This is a genomic window from Brevibacterium ihuae (genome assembly GCF_900184225.1).
Taxonomy (GTDB): Bacteria; Actinomycetota; Actinomycetes; order Actinomycetales; family Brevibacteriaceae; genus Brevibacterium; species Brevibacterium ihuae.
Genome location: NZ_FXWZ01000002.1, coordinates 451,919 through 468,399 on the forward strand (window position 1 = coordinate 451,919; position 16,481 = coordinate 468,399).

Below are 16,481 nucleotides of genomic sequence, written 5' to 3' on the forward strand. Positions count from 1 at the left end.
GATCCGCCGTGGAAAGGACGCCTTCGTGCGCAGAACCCTCATCAGCGCCCTGAGCATCGCCGTGCTGGCCCTCGCCGGCTGCGGCGACCAGGGTGCGGACTCGACCACCGAGACCCAGGCGGTCTCCACCGCCGAGGCCGCGACCACCTCGCTCGACGGCGTCACCGTCGAGGGGGAGCCCGACTCCGAGCCGACCGTGACCTTCGAGGCCCCGCTCGTCATCGAGGAGTCCGAGCACACCGTGCTCAACGAGGGTGATGGCGATCCGATCGCCGAGGGCCACCAGGTCACCGCGAACATGACCATGGTGTCCGGGACGAGCGGGGAGACCCTCGAATCGAGCTACCAGGCGGAGTCCCCGTCCGGCTTCCCGATGGACACCGCGCAGATCAACCAGGCGCTGTTCGACGCGCTCATCGATGTGCCGGTCGGCTCCCGGGTGCTGCTGAGCCTCAACGGCTCGCCCCAGTCCGGCCAGCCCGCCGAGACCCTGATCTACGTCGTCGACGTCGTGAGCGCCGAGGAGATCCCCGAGCCGCTCGAGCGCGCGTCCGGCGAGCCGCAGGAGCCCGTCGAGGGCATGCCCGAGGTGAGCACCGACGACGCCGGCGTACCGAGCATCACCGAGCCCGAGGGCGAGGCCCCCGGCGAGCTCACGGTGCACCCGACGATCGTCGGCGAGGGACCCGAGGTCACCGAGGGTCAGACCGTGAGCGTCCACTACTCGGGCTGGCTGTGGGACGACGCCTCGCAGACCTTCGACTCGAGCTGGGACCGCGGCGAGCCCTTCGCCGTCGAGGGCGTGGGCTCCGCACCCGTCATCGACGGCTGGAACGAGGCGCTCATCGGCCAGCCGGTGGGCTCCCAGATCCTCGTCGTCATCCCGCCCGAGAAGGGCTACGGCGCCCAGGGCTCGCCGCCGTCGATCCCCGGCGACGCGACCCTCGTGTTCGTCATCGACATCCTGTCCGCGGTCGGCTGATCCCGCCGACCCCACCGTTCCGTCCGTCACCTGCGAAAGGACCGCATCCATGGCCAAGAGCAAGCCCGAGGTCGAGTTCCCCGGCGACCAGCCGCCCACCGAGCTCGAGATCGTCGACGACGAGATCGGCACCGGCGCCGAGGCGAAGGCCGGCGACACCGTCGCCGTGCACTACGTCGGCGTCGCCCATTCGACCGGCGAGGAGTTCGACTCCTCGTACAACCGCGGCACCCCGCTCGAGTTCCGGCTCGGCGTCGGCATGGTCATCGCCGGCTGGGACCAGGGCGTGCAGGGGATGAAGGTCGGCGGCCGTCGGACGCTGCGCATCCCGCCCCACCTCGCGTACGGCGAGCAGGGAGCCGGCGGCGTCATCGCCCCCGGGGAGAGCCTGATCTTCGTCTGCGACCTCGAGAACGTCCGCTGACGACACTCTGATCGACCGCCGCACGGCGCCGTCCTCCGTCCCGTCGACCGGGCCGGCGGCGGCGCCGTCGGTGTGTCAGCCGGCGATCGCCCGGGCCGCCCACCGGCCGGCCGCGGCGGCCGACAGGAACGACACGGCGTCCTCGGTGAGGCCCCGGCCCATCGTCGACAGGCGGACCGGGGAGTCCTCGAGCGCCGCGAAGAGCCCGTCGAGATCGACGGGCACGAGCGTGTGCGCGGCGAGCGCCTCGAGCTGCGCGTCGAGGACGGGAGCGATGATCCGCGGATCGGGGTCGCACGCGGCAGCCGTCTCCTCCGGGAGCGTCGCGAGGTCGGGGAGCGGAACCGTGCACCCGGGGCGCGCCCCGCGTCCGACCGCAGTGAGAGTGTGGTGCGAGATCCCGAAGTGCCGACCGCGGGCATCGGCGTTCGACATCCGCGCCACCGCGACGGGGATCCCCCCGAGGAGCGCGGCGGCGTCGAGATGGTCGCCGACCACCATGCCGGAGAAGCCGAACGGGGTGCCGGTCCCGAGGTTCCCCGGTCCCTGGCTGAAGATCGTGATATCGGCGCCGACGACGTGGCGGGCGGCGAGCAGCGCGGAGTGCACCGTCACCGCTTCGTGGTCCCCGCCCCAGGCCTGACCGACGCTGATCGTGTCGGCGAGCCAGCCGGCCTCCTGCAGTCCCGTGACCGCCCGGGAGAAGGGGAGGGGGAGGGCGGCGCCGTCGGTCATCGCATAGGCGACGCGCAGGGTCGGGTCTTCGGCCCGGATGCCGGCGAGCACCGCCGGCAGGGCGGAGTGGAGGTCGGCGACGAGCACGGGCATGCCGTCGATCCCGGTGGCCGCGGCGAGCGTCGCGTGGTGCTCGGACTCCTGGTCGTCGACGCCGAGCACCATGGTCTGGGTGGGGGAGTAGCGTTCCTTGACGAGGTGCCCCGGGCCCGGCGGCAGGTCCGCGGGCAGCGCGTCGGGCAGCGCGACGACGAGCGCGAAGCCGCCGGTGCCGAGACCGCGGGCGAGCGCGGAGACGTTGAGGAGGACGGTGTCGCCCGGTTCCGGGGAGCCGACGAGCTCGGTGTAGGCGACCGCTCGGAGCGGCGCGCGCTCGGTGCGACCGGGCAGCGGCGCGTCCGGGGTCGCGAGGACCTCGCGCACTCCCGGCCGGTCGCTGTGGACGGAGACGACATGCGCGCGGCGCCAGTGGATCATATGACCACCGTACCGGGTGGGGGCCGTGTAGCGTGGAGGACGTGAACGATGCCGAGACGCGGGTGCGCGACCAGACGGAGCGGATCCTCAACCTGCTCATCGCCCTGCGCGCCGCGTCCGGATGGATCGACCGCGACACGCTCAAGGCGAGCATGGACGAGTACGCCCCGCTGAGCGACCAGGCCTTCGACCGCGCGTTCTCCCGCGACAAGCGTCTGCTGCGCGAGCTCGGCATCGAGATCAGCACCGCCACGTGGGCCGACGACTTCACCGGGGAGAACGGCTACGGCTACCGGATCACCTCCGCGGACTACGCGCTGCCGGAGATCGCGCTCACCCCGCAGGAGGCCGCGGTGCTCTCCGTCGCGAGCCGGTTCTGGAAGGACTCCGCGCTGAGCGAGCACAGCGGCCGCGCCCTCAACAAGCTCCGCGGGCTCGGCGTCGACCTCGACGCGGACGTCGCAGGTCTGCGCACCGAGGCGCGCTTCGCCACCGAGGTCTTCGCCGCCGCGCTGTCGGCGGTCAACGCGCGCCGGGCGGTCGGATTCGCCTACCGCCGGCCGGGCGGCGCGGTGCGGCAGCGACGCCTCGAGCCCTATGCGCTGCTCACCCGGGGCGACCGCGTCTACCTGCTCGGCCGCGACCTCGACAAGGACGAGATCCGCACGTTCCGCCTCTCGCGCGTCGACGGCGGGATCACACGTCTGCGCGGCCGCCGGGACGGCGACTTCACGGTGCCGGACGACTTCCGGCCGGGGGAGTGGTTCCGGCCCGTCCACGCCTCCGGGGAGAGCGTGACCGCCCGCATCCTCATCCGCCCCGGCAGCGCGGACCCGCTGCGCCGCCGCGGCACCGTGGTCGGGACGGATGCCGCCGGCCTCGACGTCGTCGAGCTCGAGTGCGAGGACGTCGACGAGCTCGCCGAGTCGATCCTCGGATTCGGGTCCGCAGTGCGCGTCGACGGCCCCGACGCCCTCGTCGACGCCCACGCCCGGATGCTCGACGCCACCCGCGCGTCCCTCGCCGCGCTCGCCGCAGGGAGCGACGCATGAGCACTGCCGCCTCCTCGCGCCTCGCCCGACTCCTCGGGCTCGTCCCGTACCTCCTCGAGAACCCCGGCGCGGAGCTCGAGCGCACCGCCGCGGTGTTCGGCGTCACCGTCGACGTGCTCGTCGACGACCTCCAGCTCCTCTTCGTCACCGGGAGGCCGGGACGGATGCCCGACGACCTCATCGAAGCGAGCTGGGAGGACGGCCGGATCCACCTCGGGAACGCCGACGAGGTGTCGGTGCCGGTGCGGCTCACCGGCGACGAGTCGACGAGCCTGCTCGTCGCCCTCGACCACCTCGCCACCCTCGACCCGGAGCAGGAGCCGGTGATCGCGTCGGTGCGCGACAAGATCCGGGCTGCGGCCGGGCTCGAGCACGCGCGCGCCGCCGTCGACGTCGAGGTGCCCCCGCTCGACCCCGAGCTCGCCGCCCTCGTGCGGCGCTCCGCGGAGGCCGGGACCGGGCTCGCCCTCGACTACTACGTCCCGTCCCGCGACGAGCGGACCGCGCGCACGGTGACCCCGCGCGCCCTCCGGCTCACCGGGCGGTGGTACATGGACGCGTGGTGCCACACCTCCGGCGGGGAGCGCTCGTTCGCCGTCGACAACATCCGCGAGCTCACCCCGGCCGACGCCCCTGCGGCGCCACCGGCACCGACCGGGGGCCGCACCGCCGAGGACGCCGGAACCGCGGTCGAGCTCACCCTGGCGCCTGAGGCCGCGTGGCTCGCCGACGAGCTCGACCCGACCGCGATCGAGCACGACACGCTCGGTCCCGGCACCGTCACGCTCACCCTCCGGGTGTACTCCGACACCTGGCTCACCCGGTTCCTCCTGCGGCACGGCAGGCATGTCCGCGCGATCTCCCCGCGCACCGCGGTGCTCCCAGCGCTGCGCGCCCTCGACACCGGCCCGGCGGCGGATGATTCCGCACCGGACAGGGCCTAGAATAGGTGTCTGCACCCGTTTCCCTGAGGAGTTCGCATGCGCCCGGAACCCATCCACATTCTCATCCTGCTCATCGTCATCCTGGTGATCTTCGGCGCACCGAAGCTCCCGATGATCGCGAAGAACCTCGGCAAGTCGGCGAAGATCTTCAAGTCGGAGATCAAGGACCTCCGCGGCGACGAGGGCGAGCCCGGAGCGGATCGCGGGGCCGAGCGCCACGAGATCACCGATGCCCCCGAGCGTCCCGCTGACGTCCAGCACCCTGCTTCCCGCCCCGAGGAAGCCGCCGCTCCCCGGCCGTCCGCCGCGCCCGGTGATGAGCACCGCCCCCGTTCCTGAGCAGGCATGAGGATCAGGAAGGTCGGTCGCCGGGGGGAGGCCAACCCGGAGAAGCGGATGCCGCTCGCCGGGCACCTCGTCGAACTCCGCAACCGGCTCCTCGTCTCGATCATCGCGCTCGGACTCGGCGCCTGCGTCGGCTGGTTCCTCTACGATCCCGTCCTCCAGTTCCTCCAGGCCCCGGTGATGGAGGTCTCCGCGCAGGACGGCCGCGTCGCCGAGGTCAACTTCGCCGGCGTCGCCTCGCCCTTCGACATGAAACTCAAGGTGTCGGTGTTCATCGGCTTCTTCATCACCTCGCCGATCTGGCTGTACCAGCTGTGGGCCTTCGTCATGCCGGGCCTGACGAAGCGCGAGAAGCGCTACTCGATCGGCTTCCTCGCCGCCGCCATCCCGCTCTTCCTCGGCGGCGCGGCGCTCGCCTCGTTCGCCCTGCCGAACGCGGTCCGCACGCTCACCGCCTTCACCCCCGAGGGCGCCACGAACATCATCCCCGCGCAGGACTACCTCAACTTCGTCATGCTCATCATCGTGGTGTTCGGCATCGCCTTCGTGCTGCCGGTCCTCATGGTGGGCCTCAACATGCTCGGCATCCTCTCCGCCGCGACGATCCGCCGCTCGTGGCGCTGGATCATCGTCCTGATCTTCGCGTTCGCCGCGATCGCGACGCCGACGCCCGACGCGATCTCGATGTTCTTCCTCGTCATCCCCATGGCCGGGCTCTTCGCGCTCGCCTGGGTGCTGTGCTGGCTGGGCGACCGCCGGCGGCGCGCCCGGATGATCGCCGAGGGCACGTGGGAGGACCCCGCCGAGCTCGACGACTGAACCGGCCGACGCGGTAGAGTCGGGGCATGGACGACCGCCTCTCCCCTTCCCGGGCCTATGCCGCGTACCGCGCACGGACCGCCGAGGCGGACACCCCGCTGGGACGGTTCGCCGCCCGCCTCGAGTACGCGCTCGACCCGTTTCAGGAATCGGCCTGCCGCACCCTGCAGCAGGGGAGGTCCGTCCTCGTCGCCGCCCCGACGGGCGCGGGCAAGACCGTCGTCGCGCAGTTCGCTGTGCAGCTCGCCGTCGAGCAGGGCGTGCGCGTGTTCTACACCACCCCGATCAAGGCGCTGAGCAATCAGAAGTTCGCCGAGCTCGGCCGCGAGTACGGGACCGAGCGGGTCGGACTGCTCACCGGCGACGTGTCGATCAATCGCGATGCCCCGATCGTCGTCATGACGACCGAGGTGCTGCGGAACATGATCTACTCCGGCACCGATCTCACGAGCCTCGGCTACGTCGTGCTCGACGAGGTCCACTACCTCGGCGACCGCTTCCGCGGCCCGGTGTGGGAGGAGGTCATCATCCACCTGCCGGCCCACGTCGCGCTCGTCAGCCTGTCGGCCACGGTGTCGAACGCCGAGGAGTTCGGCGCCTGGCTCCGCGAGGTCCGCGGACACACCGAGGTCATCGTCAGCGAGCACCGGCCGGTTCCGCTCCACCACCACGTCGCGGTCGGCACCGACCTCCACCCGCTGTTCCGCGCGGGGGGATCCCGCGAGGTCAACCGCGACCTCGAGCACGCCGTGCGCCCGTTCCTCGGCCGCGGCTCCCGGCGCGATCGCAGGCGGCCGCACCACGTCCGCTTCCAGCGCCCCTCGCGCACCGCGCTCATCCGGGAGCTCGCCGACGACGGCCTGCTGCCGGCGATCTTCTTCATCTTCTCCCGCAACGGGAGCGACGACGCGGTCGAGCAGTGCCTCGCCGCCGGCCTCGACCTCACCGATCGGGTCGAGAAGCGGCACATCATGGGACGTCTCGAGGAGCTCCACGACGAGCTCGGCTCGGAGGACCTCTCGGTGCTCGGGTACCACTCCTTCTCCGCCGGACTCGTCCACGGCTTCGGCGCCCACCACGCCGGTCTCATCCCGCAGTTCAAGGAGCTCGTCGAGGAGCTCTTCGTCGAGGGCTATCTGCGCGCGGTCTTCGCCACCGAGACGCTCGCGCTCGGGGTCAACATGCCCGCGCGTACCGTGGTCCTCGAGAAGCTCACGAAGTTCAACGGCGAATCCCACGTGCCGGTCACCCCGGGCGAATTCACCCAGCTCACCGGGCGTGCCGGCCGACGCGGCATCGACATCGAGGGCCACGCCGTCGTCGTGTGGCATCCGAGCCTCGACCTCGCCGACATCGGTGCCCTCGCCTCGAAGCGCACCTATGCGCTGCAGAGCCGATTCACCCCGACGTACAACATGACGGCGAACCTCCTCGCCCGGATGAGCAAATCCGACGCGGAGAAGGTCCTCGAGACGTCCTTCGCCCAGTTCCAGGCGGACAAGGGCGTGGTCGGGCTCGCCCGCCGGGCACGGCGCACCGAGGAGGCCCTCGAGGGCTACCTCGCCTCGATGCAGTGCGAGCGCGGGGACTTCGAGGAATACGCGCAGCTCCGCCGCACCCTCTCGGAGATGGAGAAGCGCGCCGGCCGCACCCGCTCGAAGCTCAAGCAGCGCGAGACGATCGAATCGCTCGGCCGGCTGCGGCACGGCGACGTCATCCTCCTGCCGTCGAAGCGGATCGACGGACCGGCGGTCGTCATCACCCCGATGACGAACCGCGACGGCGACATGCGGCTGCCGACCGTCCTCACCGAGCAGGGCAAGGTATGGCATCTGCGGATGCACGAGATCACCGAACCCGCCGTCGCGCTCGGACGGATCCGGATGCCGAAGAAGTTCAACCACCGGCAGGCGGGGGAGCGCCGCGCGCTCCGCGACACCCTGCTCGCGGCGCTCGAGGACGGCCGCGTCCGACGGCCCACCGAGGCGGCGCCGCCGACCAAGGGGCCGCGCGTGCAGACCGAGGAGATCGCGCTCGTCCGCGAGCAGCTCCGTGCGCACCCGTGCCACGGCTGCCCGGACCGCGAGCACCATGCCCGCTGGGCCGAGCGGGCGGAGAAGCTCCGCAAGGAGACCGCCGGACTGGCACGGCAGATCGAGGGGAGGACCTCGTCGATCGCCCATGTGTTCGACCGGGTGTGCCGGGTGCTCACGACCATGCGCTTCCTGCCCGACGACAGCCGCATCCTGCGGCGGATCTACGGCGAGCGTGACCTCCTCACCGCGCTGAGCGTGCGCGCCGGCCTGTGGGACCCGCTGTCGGAGCCCGAGGCCGCGGCGTTCGCCTCGGCGCTCGTCTACCAGGCCCGCCGCGAAGGGTTCCGCGAGCCGCGGGTGCCTACCGCGAGCCTCGAGGCGGCGCTCGTCGAGCTGCGGTCGACGTGGCAGAACCTGTTCCGCATCGAGACCGACGCCCGGCTCCCGGTCACCCCGGAACCGGAGTTCGGCCTCGTGCAGCCGATCTTCCGCTGGACGGAGGGGAAGTCGCTGTCGAACGCCCTCTCCGGTTCGGAGATCGCGGCCGGGGACTTCGTCCGGTGGGCCAAGCAGACGCTCGACCTGCTCGGGCAGGTCGCCGAGGTGTGCGAGCCCGCCACCGCGGTGACGGTGCGGCGGACCGCCGAGGCGATCCGCCGCGGGGTCGTCGCCGACTGAGCACGGCGCGGACCGGGCCCGGCCGGTGCCGGCGATCCGGACTCAGCGGCCGATCCGCCGCACCACCGATTCGATGTCCGAGCCGAAGGTCGAGTCCGTCGACAGGTACGTCCACGTCGACGAAGGACGCTTGAGCCCGTAGGCGGGCAGGTCGATGCCGTCCGCAGTGATCTCGGCGTCCTCGACGACCTCGGCGGTGCTGTCGAGCACATCGTCCCAGAACGTCGAGAACGCTCGGATCGACTCGGTGTTGAACGCCTCGTGCGGCTTCTCGCGGGCGAGCGTGCGCAGGTGGATGCCCTCGCGGAGGTCGTTGAGGAACGCGAGGTGCTCGACCCAGCGGTTGTCGAGGGTGAAGAGGAGGACGTCGCGGATCGCGGCGTCGACGGTGTCCGCGCCGTGCTCCTCGTCGAGCTCCGCGACGCGGTCGGTGAGCCGTTCGCGGATCGCGTCGATCCCGGACTCGCCTGCGCGGATCGCCCGCCGGCGCTCGAGGACGAGCTCCCGCTGCTGGGCCATGAGCTCGTTGAAGCGCCAGGTGTCGCGGTGGATCGCGGTGTTCTCGCCCTCCGCCATGCGCTGGGCGTGCTCGACGAGCTGGGCCGCGCGCTTCGAGGTGATGTGGCCGTGCTCGTCGCCCTCCTCGATGAAGCGCTGGGCCTCCGGCACGCGGCTCATGAGCTCGTCCTCGAGGCTCGTGAAGAACACCGAGGTTCCGGGGTCGCCCTGGCGACCGGCGCGGCCGCGGAGCTGATCGTCGAGCCGGGAGGACTGGTAGCGGCCGGCGCCGATGACGAGCAGCCCGCCGGATTCGGCGACGGCGTCGTCGGCGAGCCGGATGTCGGTGCCGCGACCGGCCATCTGGGTGGACACGGTGACCGCCCCGGGACGCCCGGCGGCGGCGATGATCTCTGCTTCGGCGGAGTCGTCCTTCGCGTTGAGGACCCGGGCGTCGATCCCGCGGGTGCGGAGGCGCTCGGCAAGGCTCTCCGACTCCGCGACCGAACGGGTGCCGATGAGGACGGGGCGGTCGAGCGCATGCTGCTCGACGACCTCGTCGACGATCGCCCGCTCCTTCGACTCCTGGAAGGTGTAGAGGCGGTCGGGCTCGTCCTCGCGGATGACGTCGAGGTGCGGCTCGACGGGGACGATCTCGAGGTCGTAGAACTCGCGGAGATCGTCCCCGACCGCCACCGCGGTGCCGGTCATCCCGCACACTGTGGTGTAGCCGTGGATGAGCTCCTCGACGGTCATCTGGTCGAGGATCTCACCGCTGTCGGTGGTGGTGAGGTGCTCCTTGACCTCGACCGCGGCCTGGAGCCCGTCGGGCCACCGCTGGAGCTCCGCGACGCGGCCCCGGGCGTCCGAGACGAGCTTGATCGCGCCGTCGACGACGAGGTAGTCGACATCGCGGGTGACGAGCGTCGCGGCGTAGAGCGCGAGATTGACCGCGGCGAGGGTGGCGGAGTCGTCGCCGAACAGGTCGACATCGAGCTCGTCCTCGACCCGGTCGATGCCGGCGTCGGTGAGCGACACCGCCTTGCGGTCCGGGCTGATCTCGTAGTGCTCGCCGGGGGTGAGGCGCGCGACGAGCGCGGCGATCTCCGCGTCCCCGGCCTCGTTCGTCGTCGAGCCCGCGAGGACGAGCGGGACCCGGGCCTCGTCGATGAGCACCGAGTCGGCCTCGTCGACGATGACGACGTCGCGGGCCGGGATGCGGATCTCCGCGTCGTCGAGCACGAAGCGGTCGCGGAGCACGTCGAACCCGACCTCGGTGACGGAGGCGTAGACGATCTCCGCCGCATAGGCGGTGCGGCGCTCGTCCCCGGTGTCCGTGCCGGAGATCGCCGCGGACTCGACGCCGAGCAGATCGAACAGCGGCTTCATCCACGCGGCGTCGCGGACGGCGAGGTAGTCGTTGACGCTGACGACGTGCACCCGGCGGCCCTGGAGGGCGTAGCCGGCCGCGGCCATCGCCCCGACGAGGGTCTTGCCCTCGCCGGTGAGCATCTGGACGACCGCGCCGTCGAGGAGTCCGATGAGCCCGGTGATCTGCGTGTCGTAGGGGCGCTCGCCGAGCGTGCGCTCGGCGGCCTCGCGGGCGAGCGCGGCGAACTCGGTGAGCTGCGAGCGCCGGTCGCCGCTCTCGAAGATCTCCCCGGCCCGCGCGGTGATCTCGTCGTCGCTGAGCTCGGCGAGGTCCTCACCGAGCCGCTCGATCTCCGATCGGCTCTTGGCCAACCAGCCGATGCGCCGGTCGGCCTGGGCGCCGGGGCGGTTGAGCAGGCGGGAGAAGAATCCCATGTCGCTGGTCCTCCAGGGGGTCGGGGTGTGGGTTCAGTGTATGCAGTCGCGGCGCCGGGATCTCACCCGCGCACCGTCGCCTCGAACGGCCAGTCGCGACCGACGACGGCGTCGGGCTTGCCGGAGCGCCGCAGATAGTCCTGGAGGCCTGCCGCCTGCGCGGCCTTCCACCCGATCTGGGCGGTGTGGAGGTCGGCGGGGGAGAGAGCGGCGACCTCGGGGTGCGCGGCGGCGATCGCGAGCGCGATCCGCACCGCGGCCTCGGCGTCGGCGAGGGCGTCGTGGGCGTTCTCGAGCGCGACGCCCCAGACGGCGGCGACCGCCGACAGGGTCCGTTTGCCCCTGCGGCGCTGCTGCACGTGCTTGTCGAGGACGAAGGTGTCGATGACGGGCGGGCACGCGCCGCGGGCGTCCGGGTCGGTTCTCGCACGCACCGCCTCCGCCTGGAGGATCGTGAGGTCGTAGACGACGTTGTGGCCGACGAGCATTCCGCCCGAGGCCCGCACGGCGTCGATCGCGGCGATGATCTCCGGGAGGGCGACGGCGATCGGCACGCCGTGCTCGCGGGCGTGCGCAGTGCTGATGCCGTGGATGCGCACCGAGGCCTCGGGGATCGCCACCCCGGCGTCGACGAGCCAGGTGCGGCGCTCGACCGGGGCGCCGTCGCCGAACCGGACGAGCGCTGCGCTCACCACCCGCGCGGTATGGGGGTCGGTGCCCGTGGTCTCGAGATCGAAGCCCCAGAGCGGCGCTCCGGTCCACGAGTGCGCCGGTGCGGCCGGCGCACCCCCGGCATCCGATCCCGGTTCCAGGATCCGGAGGAGGCGGGAGACGCCCTGCTCGAGGCCGTGCCGCGTCGCGAGAGCGCGGAGGGCGCCCGGGTCCGGCGCACCGCCCGCGGCTCCCACGGCGTCGTCGATCTGCAGATCCTCGCGACAGGTCATCACCGTGTGGTTCGCGAGCACCGCCTCCCGGTGCTCACGGATCGCAGCGGCGCGACGCTCGGAGAGGCCGTGGTCGCTGTGCCCGGCGGCCGCGGCGTCCAGGACCCCCGCGAGATCGGTGTAGCCGGCCAGCAGCCGGGCCGCGGTCTTCTCGCCGATGCCGGGCACCCCGCGGAGCCCGTCGGAGGGGTCGCCGCGCAGCGCGGCGAGCGCGCGGTAGCGCTCTCCGTCGGGCACGCCGTAGGCACCCTGCAGGTCGTCGACGCGGATCGCGTCCCATTCCCCGCCCTTCTTCGGCCGCATGACGGTGAGATCGCGATCGGGGGAGAGGAGTGAGAGGAGGTCCCGGTCGGAGGACACGATGACGACCGGTTCGGCGGCGGTCGCAGCGATCGAGGCGATGACGTCGTCGGCCTCGGTGCCGGGGACCTCGGCGAGGGGGATGCCGGCGGCCTCGAGCAGCGCGCGGATGAGCGGGAGCTGGACGGCGAGGTCGGCCGGCGTCTCCGACCCGGTCTCCGGATCGGTGACGCGCTGCGCCTTGTACTCCGGCACCACCGCCGTGCGGAACTCCGGTCGCCAGTCCGCGTCGAGGGCCGCGACGAGACGGTGTGAGCCGGTGCGCTCGACGAGCGACGTCAGCGCCTGCACGAGTCCCCGGGCCGCGTTGATCGGCATGCCCGCGGGATCGCGGAGCGAATCCGGCAGGGCATGGAACGCGCGGTAGTACAGGGTCGGCGTGTCGAGGACGACGAGCGGTTGAGTCACGGTGTCACCCTACAACGGGGCGGGGACACCGCCGAGGGTCGCCGATGGGCCGGCGCCGGCGTGGCACAATGACCGGGTGACTTCCAGGACAGTTCTCCACCACGGCGACGTCTACAGCTCAGCAGACCCCTTCGCCACCGCCATCGCCTTCGAGGACGGGACGGTGACGTGGGTCGGCTCCGACGAGGCCGCCGCGGAGCTCGGCGGCACGCAGATCGACCTCGGGGACGACTTCGTCACCCCGGGGTTCGTCAGCGCCGCGGTGGACCTCCGCACCGCCGAGGTGTCTCCCGCCGGGCTCCTCGCCTCGGGCATCACTGCCGCGCATGTCGTGGGCCCCTCTGCCACGCTCGAGAACTTCGCCGCAGCCGCGCCCGCAGCGCTCGACATCGTCGCCTATCCGCTCGGGCGCACGGACGCGCGCGGTGCCGTCCGGTCCGGAGACCTCGACGCCGCCGCGCTGCCCGAGCACCCGCAGCTCGTCCTCGTCGACACGACCGCGGAGCTCGACGGCGTCCTCGAGCTCTTCGCCGACCCGGTCGCGCGCACCCATGCGCAGCGCGCCGGGTACCGGATGCTCATCGGCTGCCCGGTCCCCGCCGCGGCGGTCGAGCGCCTCGCGGCCCACGGCATTCCCGTCACCGTCGATCCCCTCGCCCACGAGCACCCGCTCGCCGCGATGCTCGCCGCGGGCGTCCAGCTCACCTTCGTCCTCGATCCCGCAGAGCCCTGGCGCTCGCTCAGCGCCGCGGTGTTCGGGGTCGAGGACGGGATCTCCGCCCGTGCCGCGTTCAACTGCGCCACCCGCTTCGCCTTCCGGGCGATCGGCCGCTTCGAGGGCGGGGTGCTCGCCCCGGGTGCCGAGGCCACCGCGGTGCGATGGGAGATCGACGGCCTCGCCGTCCAGGTCGCCGACGCCCGCGTGGCGGCCTGGAGCACCGATCCGCGGTCCGGCACCCCCGGGCTGCCGGATCTCTCCGACCCCGGATCCCTCCCTCGTCTGCGCACGGTCTGGGTTCGCGGTTCCGACGTCTGAGACCCCTTAGTCCATGAGCGCCGCGCGGTGCGGACGACACGCCGAGCGCGCAGGAATCTTTCACCGGATCCGTGATGCGCGATCCCGCGCGTCACCTGGGCAGATGGACATCGTCCCAGGTCAGAGCGATTTTGCAGATGACGGACCGGACGGTAGATTCGATCTCGACGTCCCCGCAGAGGGGCGCGACCCGGTTCCCGCCGGCATTAGAAAACGTGGGCCTGCGCGGTCCTCGGTCCGAAGTCGGCGGGGCCGGGTCCATCGTTCTCCGGACCCCAGCGCGCCGCACCGCAGCGGTCCCCGCGGCGTCCCGTAGGGTGGGGGAGTGCCTATGAGAACTCTCGTCGTCATCCCCACGTACAACGAGCGCGAATCCCTGCCGCTCACCATCGCCGCGATCCACACCTGGGTCGAGCACGCGCACACCCTCGTCGTCGACGATGCGTCGCCGGACGGCACGGGGGAGTGGGCGGATGCGGCCGCCGAGGCCGACGATCGGATCTCCGTGCTCCACCGCACGGCGAAGAACGGACTCGGCGCGGCCTATGTCGCCGGGTTCGGCTGGGCGCTCGAGCGCGACTACGACATCGTGTGCGAGATGGACGCCGACGGCTCGCACCGCGGGCGCGATCTCCCGCAGCTCCTCGCCGCAGTCGAATCCGGCGCCGACCTCGCGATCGGCTCGCGCTGGATCCCGGGCGGCTCCGTGATCAACTGGCCGCGCAACCGCCACGTGCTGTCCCGCGGCGCGAACGTCTACGTCAACGCGGCGATGGGCCTCGGCGTCAGTGATGCGACCGCGGGCTTCCGCGCGTACCGCCGGGAGGCGCTCGCGGCGATCGAGCTCGCCGACATCGAGTCGCAGGGCTACTGCTTCCAGATCGACATGACCAAGCGCGTCGCGGAGGCGGGATTCCGCATCGTCGAGGTCCCCATCACCTTCGTCGAGCGCGAGCTCGGGGAGTCGAAGATGCACGGCGGGATCATCGGCGAGGCGATGACGCGGGTGGCGCGCTGGGGCCTCGAGAGGCGCGGACGCCAGCTCCGGCGCCTCGTGCGCCGCTGAGGAGCGGCACCACCGGACACCGGGTGCGCAGACGACGATCCCGCCGAACGGATTCGGCGGGATCGTCGTCGTTCCGGGGTGCCCATGGGCCCGCGGTCGGTGTCAGCTCTGCGGCGGCGCCTCGCCGCGGCGGACTGCCAGCCGCTCGTCGAGGAGCACCTGGAGCTCTTCGAAGGACCGCCGCTCGAGCAGCATGTCCCAGTGCGTCCGCACGTGCTTCTCCGGCTCCGCCTCGGGCTCCTCGCCGCCCACGCGCATCCCGATGCCGTGCGTGCCCGAGTCCCAGGTCGCCGGGACCTCGGCCTCGACGGAGAAGGGCACCGTGAAGGTGTGCCCGTCCTCGCAGGCGTACTCGACGACCTGGCGCGGTGCCGGCTCGACGCCGACGTCCGATTCGAGGCTCCGCGAGCCCAGCTGGGTCCCGCGCAGGCTGCGTTCACTCATTCCTGGTCCACCTTCCGGTCGTGCACATTCGATCAGTCCAGTCCAACAGTCTACCGGGCGCTTTCATTCCCCCGGGGGAATGGATTCCCCGGAGGGCACTGACTTGCCCGGGGACCGATGATCGGCGAGCACCGCGAGAGCGCGGGCCGGTCGGTCGGTGACGATGCCGTCGACGCCGAGGTCTGCGAGCGCGCGCATCCGGGCGGCGTCGTTGACCGTCCACACGTGGACGAGGAGTCCGGCCCGGTGGGCCTCGCGGACGAAGCGGCGGGTGACGACGCGGAGCGGACCGCGGCGGTACGGCACCTGGAGCGCGTCGAGCCCGGGGTCGAATGCGCGGGCCGCTCGGGCGCCGAGTGCGAGGAAGCGGGCGGTCTCCGCGGTGCCCGCCGAGGTCCGGACGCCGGGCAGCGCTGTCCGCAGCCGAGTGAGGCGGGCCGCCGAGAAGGATGCGAGGCGGATCCGCGGACCGAGGTCCATGCGGCGGACGAGGCGGACTGTCGCGGCGACGGAGCGATCGGCCTTGACGTCGATGTTGAAGGACACCGCGGGGAGCTCCTCGACGACGGCGGACAGGCGGGGGAGCCGCCCCCCGCCGCGCAGCTCGATGCGATCGAGTTCGGCGGCGGTGAGGTCGCTCAGGCGCTCGGGGCGGTCGGCGAGGCGACCGAGGTCGGGGTCATGGACGGCGAAGAGCACGCCGTCGGAAGAGGCGTGGACGTCGGTCTCGATCCAGTCGAGACCGAGCTCCGCGCAGCGCCGGAAACCCTCGATCGTGTTCTCCGCGGCGTCGTCCCACAGGCCCCCGCGGTGGGCGATCGTCTCCGGTCCCATCATTCCCCCAAGGGTAGTCGAGGGGGCCGTGGGGGCAGGCGGGTCGAGTGCTCCCGTAGACTGGGGATCGGCTGAGTCAGTGGCCGAACAGCATCGCGGTCGTTGACCACGACCCCCAGCGAACAGGAGAATCGAGCCATGACCGATCATCGCGAACCCGTCGAACCGACCGAAGTCTACGACTCCACCCGCCGCACCCCCACCGAGCGCCTGCGCGCCGCTGCCGATCAGGTGATCGCCGGCGGCATGCGCGCCAAGGATTCCGCACGGACCCGCGCGGAATCGACCCGGGCCGGTGTCCGGGGATTCACCCAGCAGCCGGTGGGCAAGGTCCGCGAGTACTCCGAGCGCGCGCGGACCGAGAGCGCGCGGATCGGTGACCGCGCGAAGTCCCAGGCCTATCGCGCCGCGGCCCCCGGGGGACCGGTCGACTGGACCGAGACGAAGATCAACGGCCTCATCGCCGGAGTGAGCACCCGGATCACCGATGCGGTGCGCACCGGCAAGGTCGACCGCGTGTTCCAGTTCGCCCAGGAGGGCGTGACGAAGGGCGCGAGCCAGGCCCGCCGTCTGCTCCGCCGCTGAGATCCGCA

15 protein-coding genes are annotated in these 16,481 nt (G+C 72.2%); 10 read left to right on the forward strand and 5 right to left on the reverse strand.

Going from position 1 to position 16,481, the window contains the following annotated elements:
* The first annotated feature begins 25 nt into the window (after window positions 1-25).
* Entirely contained in the window at window positions 26-982 is a 957-nt protein-coding gene (locus tag C1A17_RS02045; RefSeq protein WP_101650252.1) for an FKBP-type peptidyl-prolyl cis-trans isomerase, read from the forward strand.
* Window positions 983-1,031: 49 nt separating this feature from the next.
* Window positions 1,032-1,406 carry an FKBP-type peptidyl-prolyl cis-trans isomerase gene (locus tag C1A17_RS02050; protein ID WP_101650253.1) on the forward strand — a complete coding sequence of 125 codons (375 nt, stop codon included), beginning with the start codon at window positions 1,032-1,034 and terminating at the stop codon, window positions 1,404-1,406.
* Window positions 1,407-1,481: 75 nt separating this feature from the next.
* Here the strand turns inward: C1A17_RS02050 and C1A17_RS02055 are convergent, their stop codons facing one another.
* Window positions 1,482-2,618: a DUF3866 family protein gene (locus C1A17_RS02055; protein ID WP_101650255.1), complete on the reverse strand. Its 1,137-nt coding sequence runs from the start codon at window positions 2,616-2,618 to the stop codon at window positions 1,482-1,484.
* A 41-nt stretch (window positions 2,619-2,659) separates the two neighbouring features.
* On the opposite strand from C1A17_RS02055, the gene C1A17_RS02060 reads away from it, so the two are divergent.
* The 5 genes from C1A17_RS02060 to C1A17_RS02080 are packed head-to-tail and all read left to right on the forward strand — an operon-like array spanning window position 2,660 to window position 8,492.
* Window positions 2,660-3,670, forward strand: a complete 1,011-nt coding sequence (locus tag C1A17_RS02060; RefSeq protein ID WP_101650257.1) for a helix-turn-helix transcriptional regulator — start codon at window positions 2,660-2,662, stop codon at window positions 3,668-3,670.
* Complete coding sequence (locus C1A17_RS02065) at window positions 3,667-4,614, forward strand: WYL domain-containing transcriptional regulator (protein WP_101650259.1); 948 nt, start codon at window positions 3,667-3,669, stop codon at window positions 4,612-4,614. Before C1A17_RS02060 ends, C1A17_RS02065 begins: the two co-directional genes overlap by 4 nt.
* Before the next feature lie 36 nt (window positions 4,615-4,650).
* Window positions 4,651-4,953, forward strand: a complete 303-nt coding sequence (gene tatA / locus C1A17_RS02070) for a twin-arginine translocase TatA/TatE family subunit (RefSeq protein ID WP_101650261.1) — start codon at window positions 4,651-4,653, stop codon at window positions 4,951-4,953.
* 6 nt (window positions 4,954-4,959) lie between these two features.
* Window positions 4,960-5,778 carry a twin-arginine translocase subunit TatC gene (gene tatC, locus C1A17_RS02075; protein WP_245873374.1) on the forward strand — a complete coding sequence of 273 codons (819 nt, stop codon included), beginning with the start codon at window positions 4,960-4,962 and terminating at the stop codon, window positions 5,776-5,778.
* Window positions 5,779-5,804: 26 nt separating this feature from the next.
* Window positions 5,805-8,492, forward strand: a complete 2,688-nt coding sequence (locus C1A17_RS02080) for a DEAD/DEAH box helicase (RefSeq protein ID WP_101650263.1) — start codon at window positions 5,805-5,807, stop codon at window positions 8,490-8,492.
* 42 nt (window positions 8,493-8,534) lie between these two features.
* On the opposite strand, the gene secA2 is transcribed toward C1A17_RS02080, so the two are convergent.
* Window positions 8,535-10,796 carry an accessory Sec system translocase SecA2 gene (secA2, locus tag C1A17_RS02085; protein WP_101650265.1) on the reverse strand — a complete coding sequence of 754 codons (2,262 nt, stop codon included), beginning with the start codon at window positions 10,794-10,796 and terminating at the stop codon, window positions 8,535-8,537.
* 62 nt (window positions 10,797-10,858) lie between these two features.
* The gene (locus C1A17_RS02090; protein ID WP_101650267.1) at window positions 10,859-12,508 is read right to left on the reverse strand and encodes a 5'-3' exonuclease H3TH domain-containing protein; all 1,650 of its coding nucleotides are present in this window, start codon (window positions 12,506-12,508) and stop codon (window positions 10,859-10,861) included.
* Window positions 12,509-12,584: 76 nt separating this feature from the next.
* On the opposite strand from C1A17_RS02090, the gene C1A17_RS02095 reads away from it, so the two are divergent.
* Window positions 12,585-13,544 carry an amidohydrolase family protein gene (locus C1A17_RS02095; protein ID WP_101650269.1) on the forward strand — a complete coding sequence of 320 codons (960 nt, stop codon included), beginning with the start codon at window positions 12,585-12,587 and terminating at the stop codon, window positions 13,542-13,544.
* A 331-nt stretch (window positions 13,545-13,875) separates the two neighbouring features.
* Window positions 13,876-14,610, forward strand: coding sequence for a polyprenol monophosphomannose synthase (locus C1A17_RS02100; RefSeq protein ID WP_101650271.1), 735 nt, complete (start codon window positions 13,876-13,878; stop codon window positions 14,608-14,610).
* A 102-nt stretch (window positions 14,611-14,712) separates the two neighbouring features.
* Here C1A17_RS02100 and C1A17_RS02105 read toward each other — a convergent pair whose 3' ends face one another.
* Together C1A17_RS02105 and C1A17_RS02110 are read right to left on the reverse strand one after the other, a co-directional pair.
* The gene (locus C1A17_RS02105) at window positions 14,713-15,054 is read right to left on the reverse strand and encodes an RNA polymerase-binding protein RbpA (protein ID WP_101650272.1); all 342 of its coding nucleotides are present in this window, start codon (window positions 15,052-15,054) and stop codon (window positions 14,713-14,715) included.
* Between the two features lie 63 nt (window positions 15,055-15,117).
* Window positions 15,118-15,891 (reverse strand): glycerophosphodiester phosphodiesterase family protein, encoded by a 774-nt coding sequence (locus C1A17_RS02110; protein ID WP_101650274.1) that lies wholly within the window; start codon window positions 15,889-15,891, stop codon window positions 15,118-15,120.
* A gap of 135 nt (window positions 15,892-16,026) precedes the next feature.
* Between C1A17_RS02110 and C1A17_RS02115 the strand changes: the two genes are divergently transcribed.
* Entirely contained in the window at window positions 16,027-16,473 is a 447-nt protein-coding gene (locus tag C1A17_RS02115; protein WP_101650276.1) for a hypothetical protein, read from the forward strand.
* Window positions 16,474-16,481 lie beyond the last annotated feature (8 nt).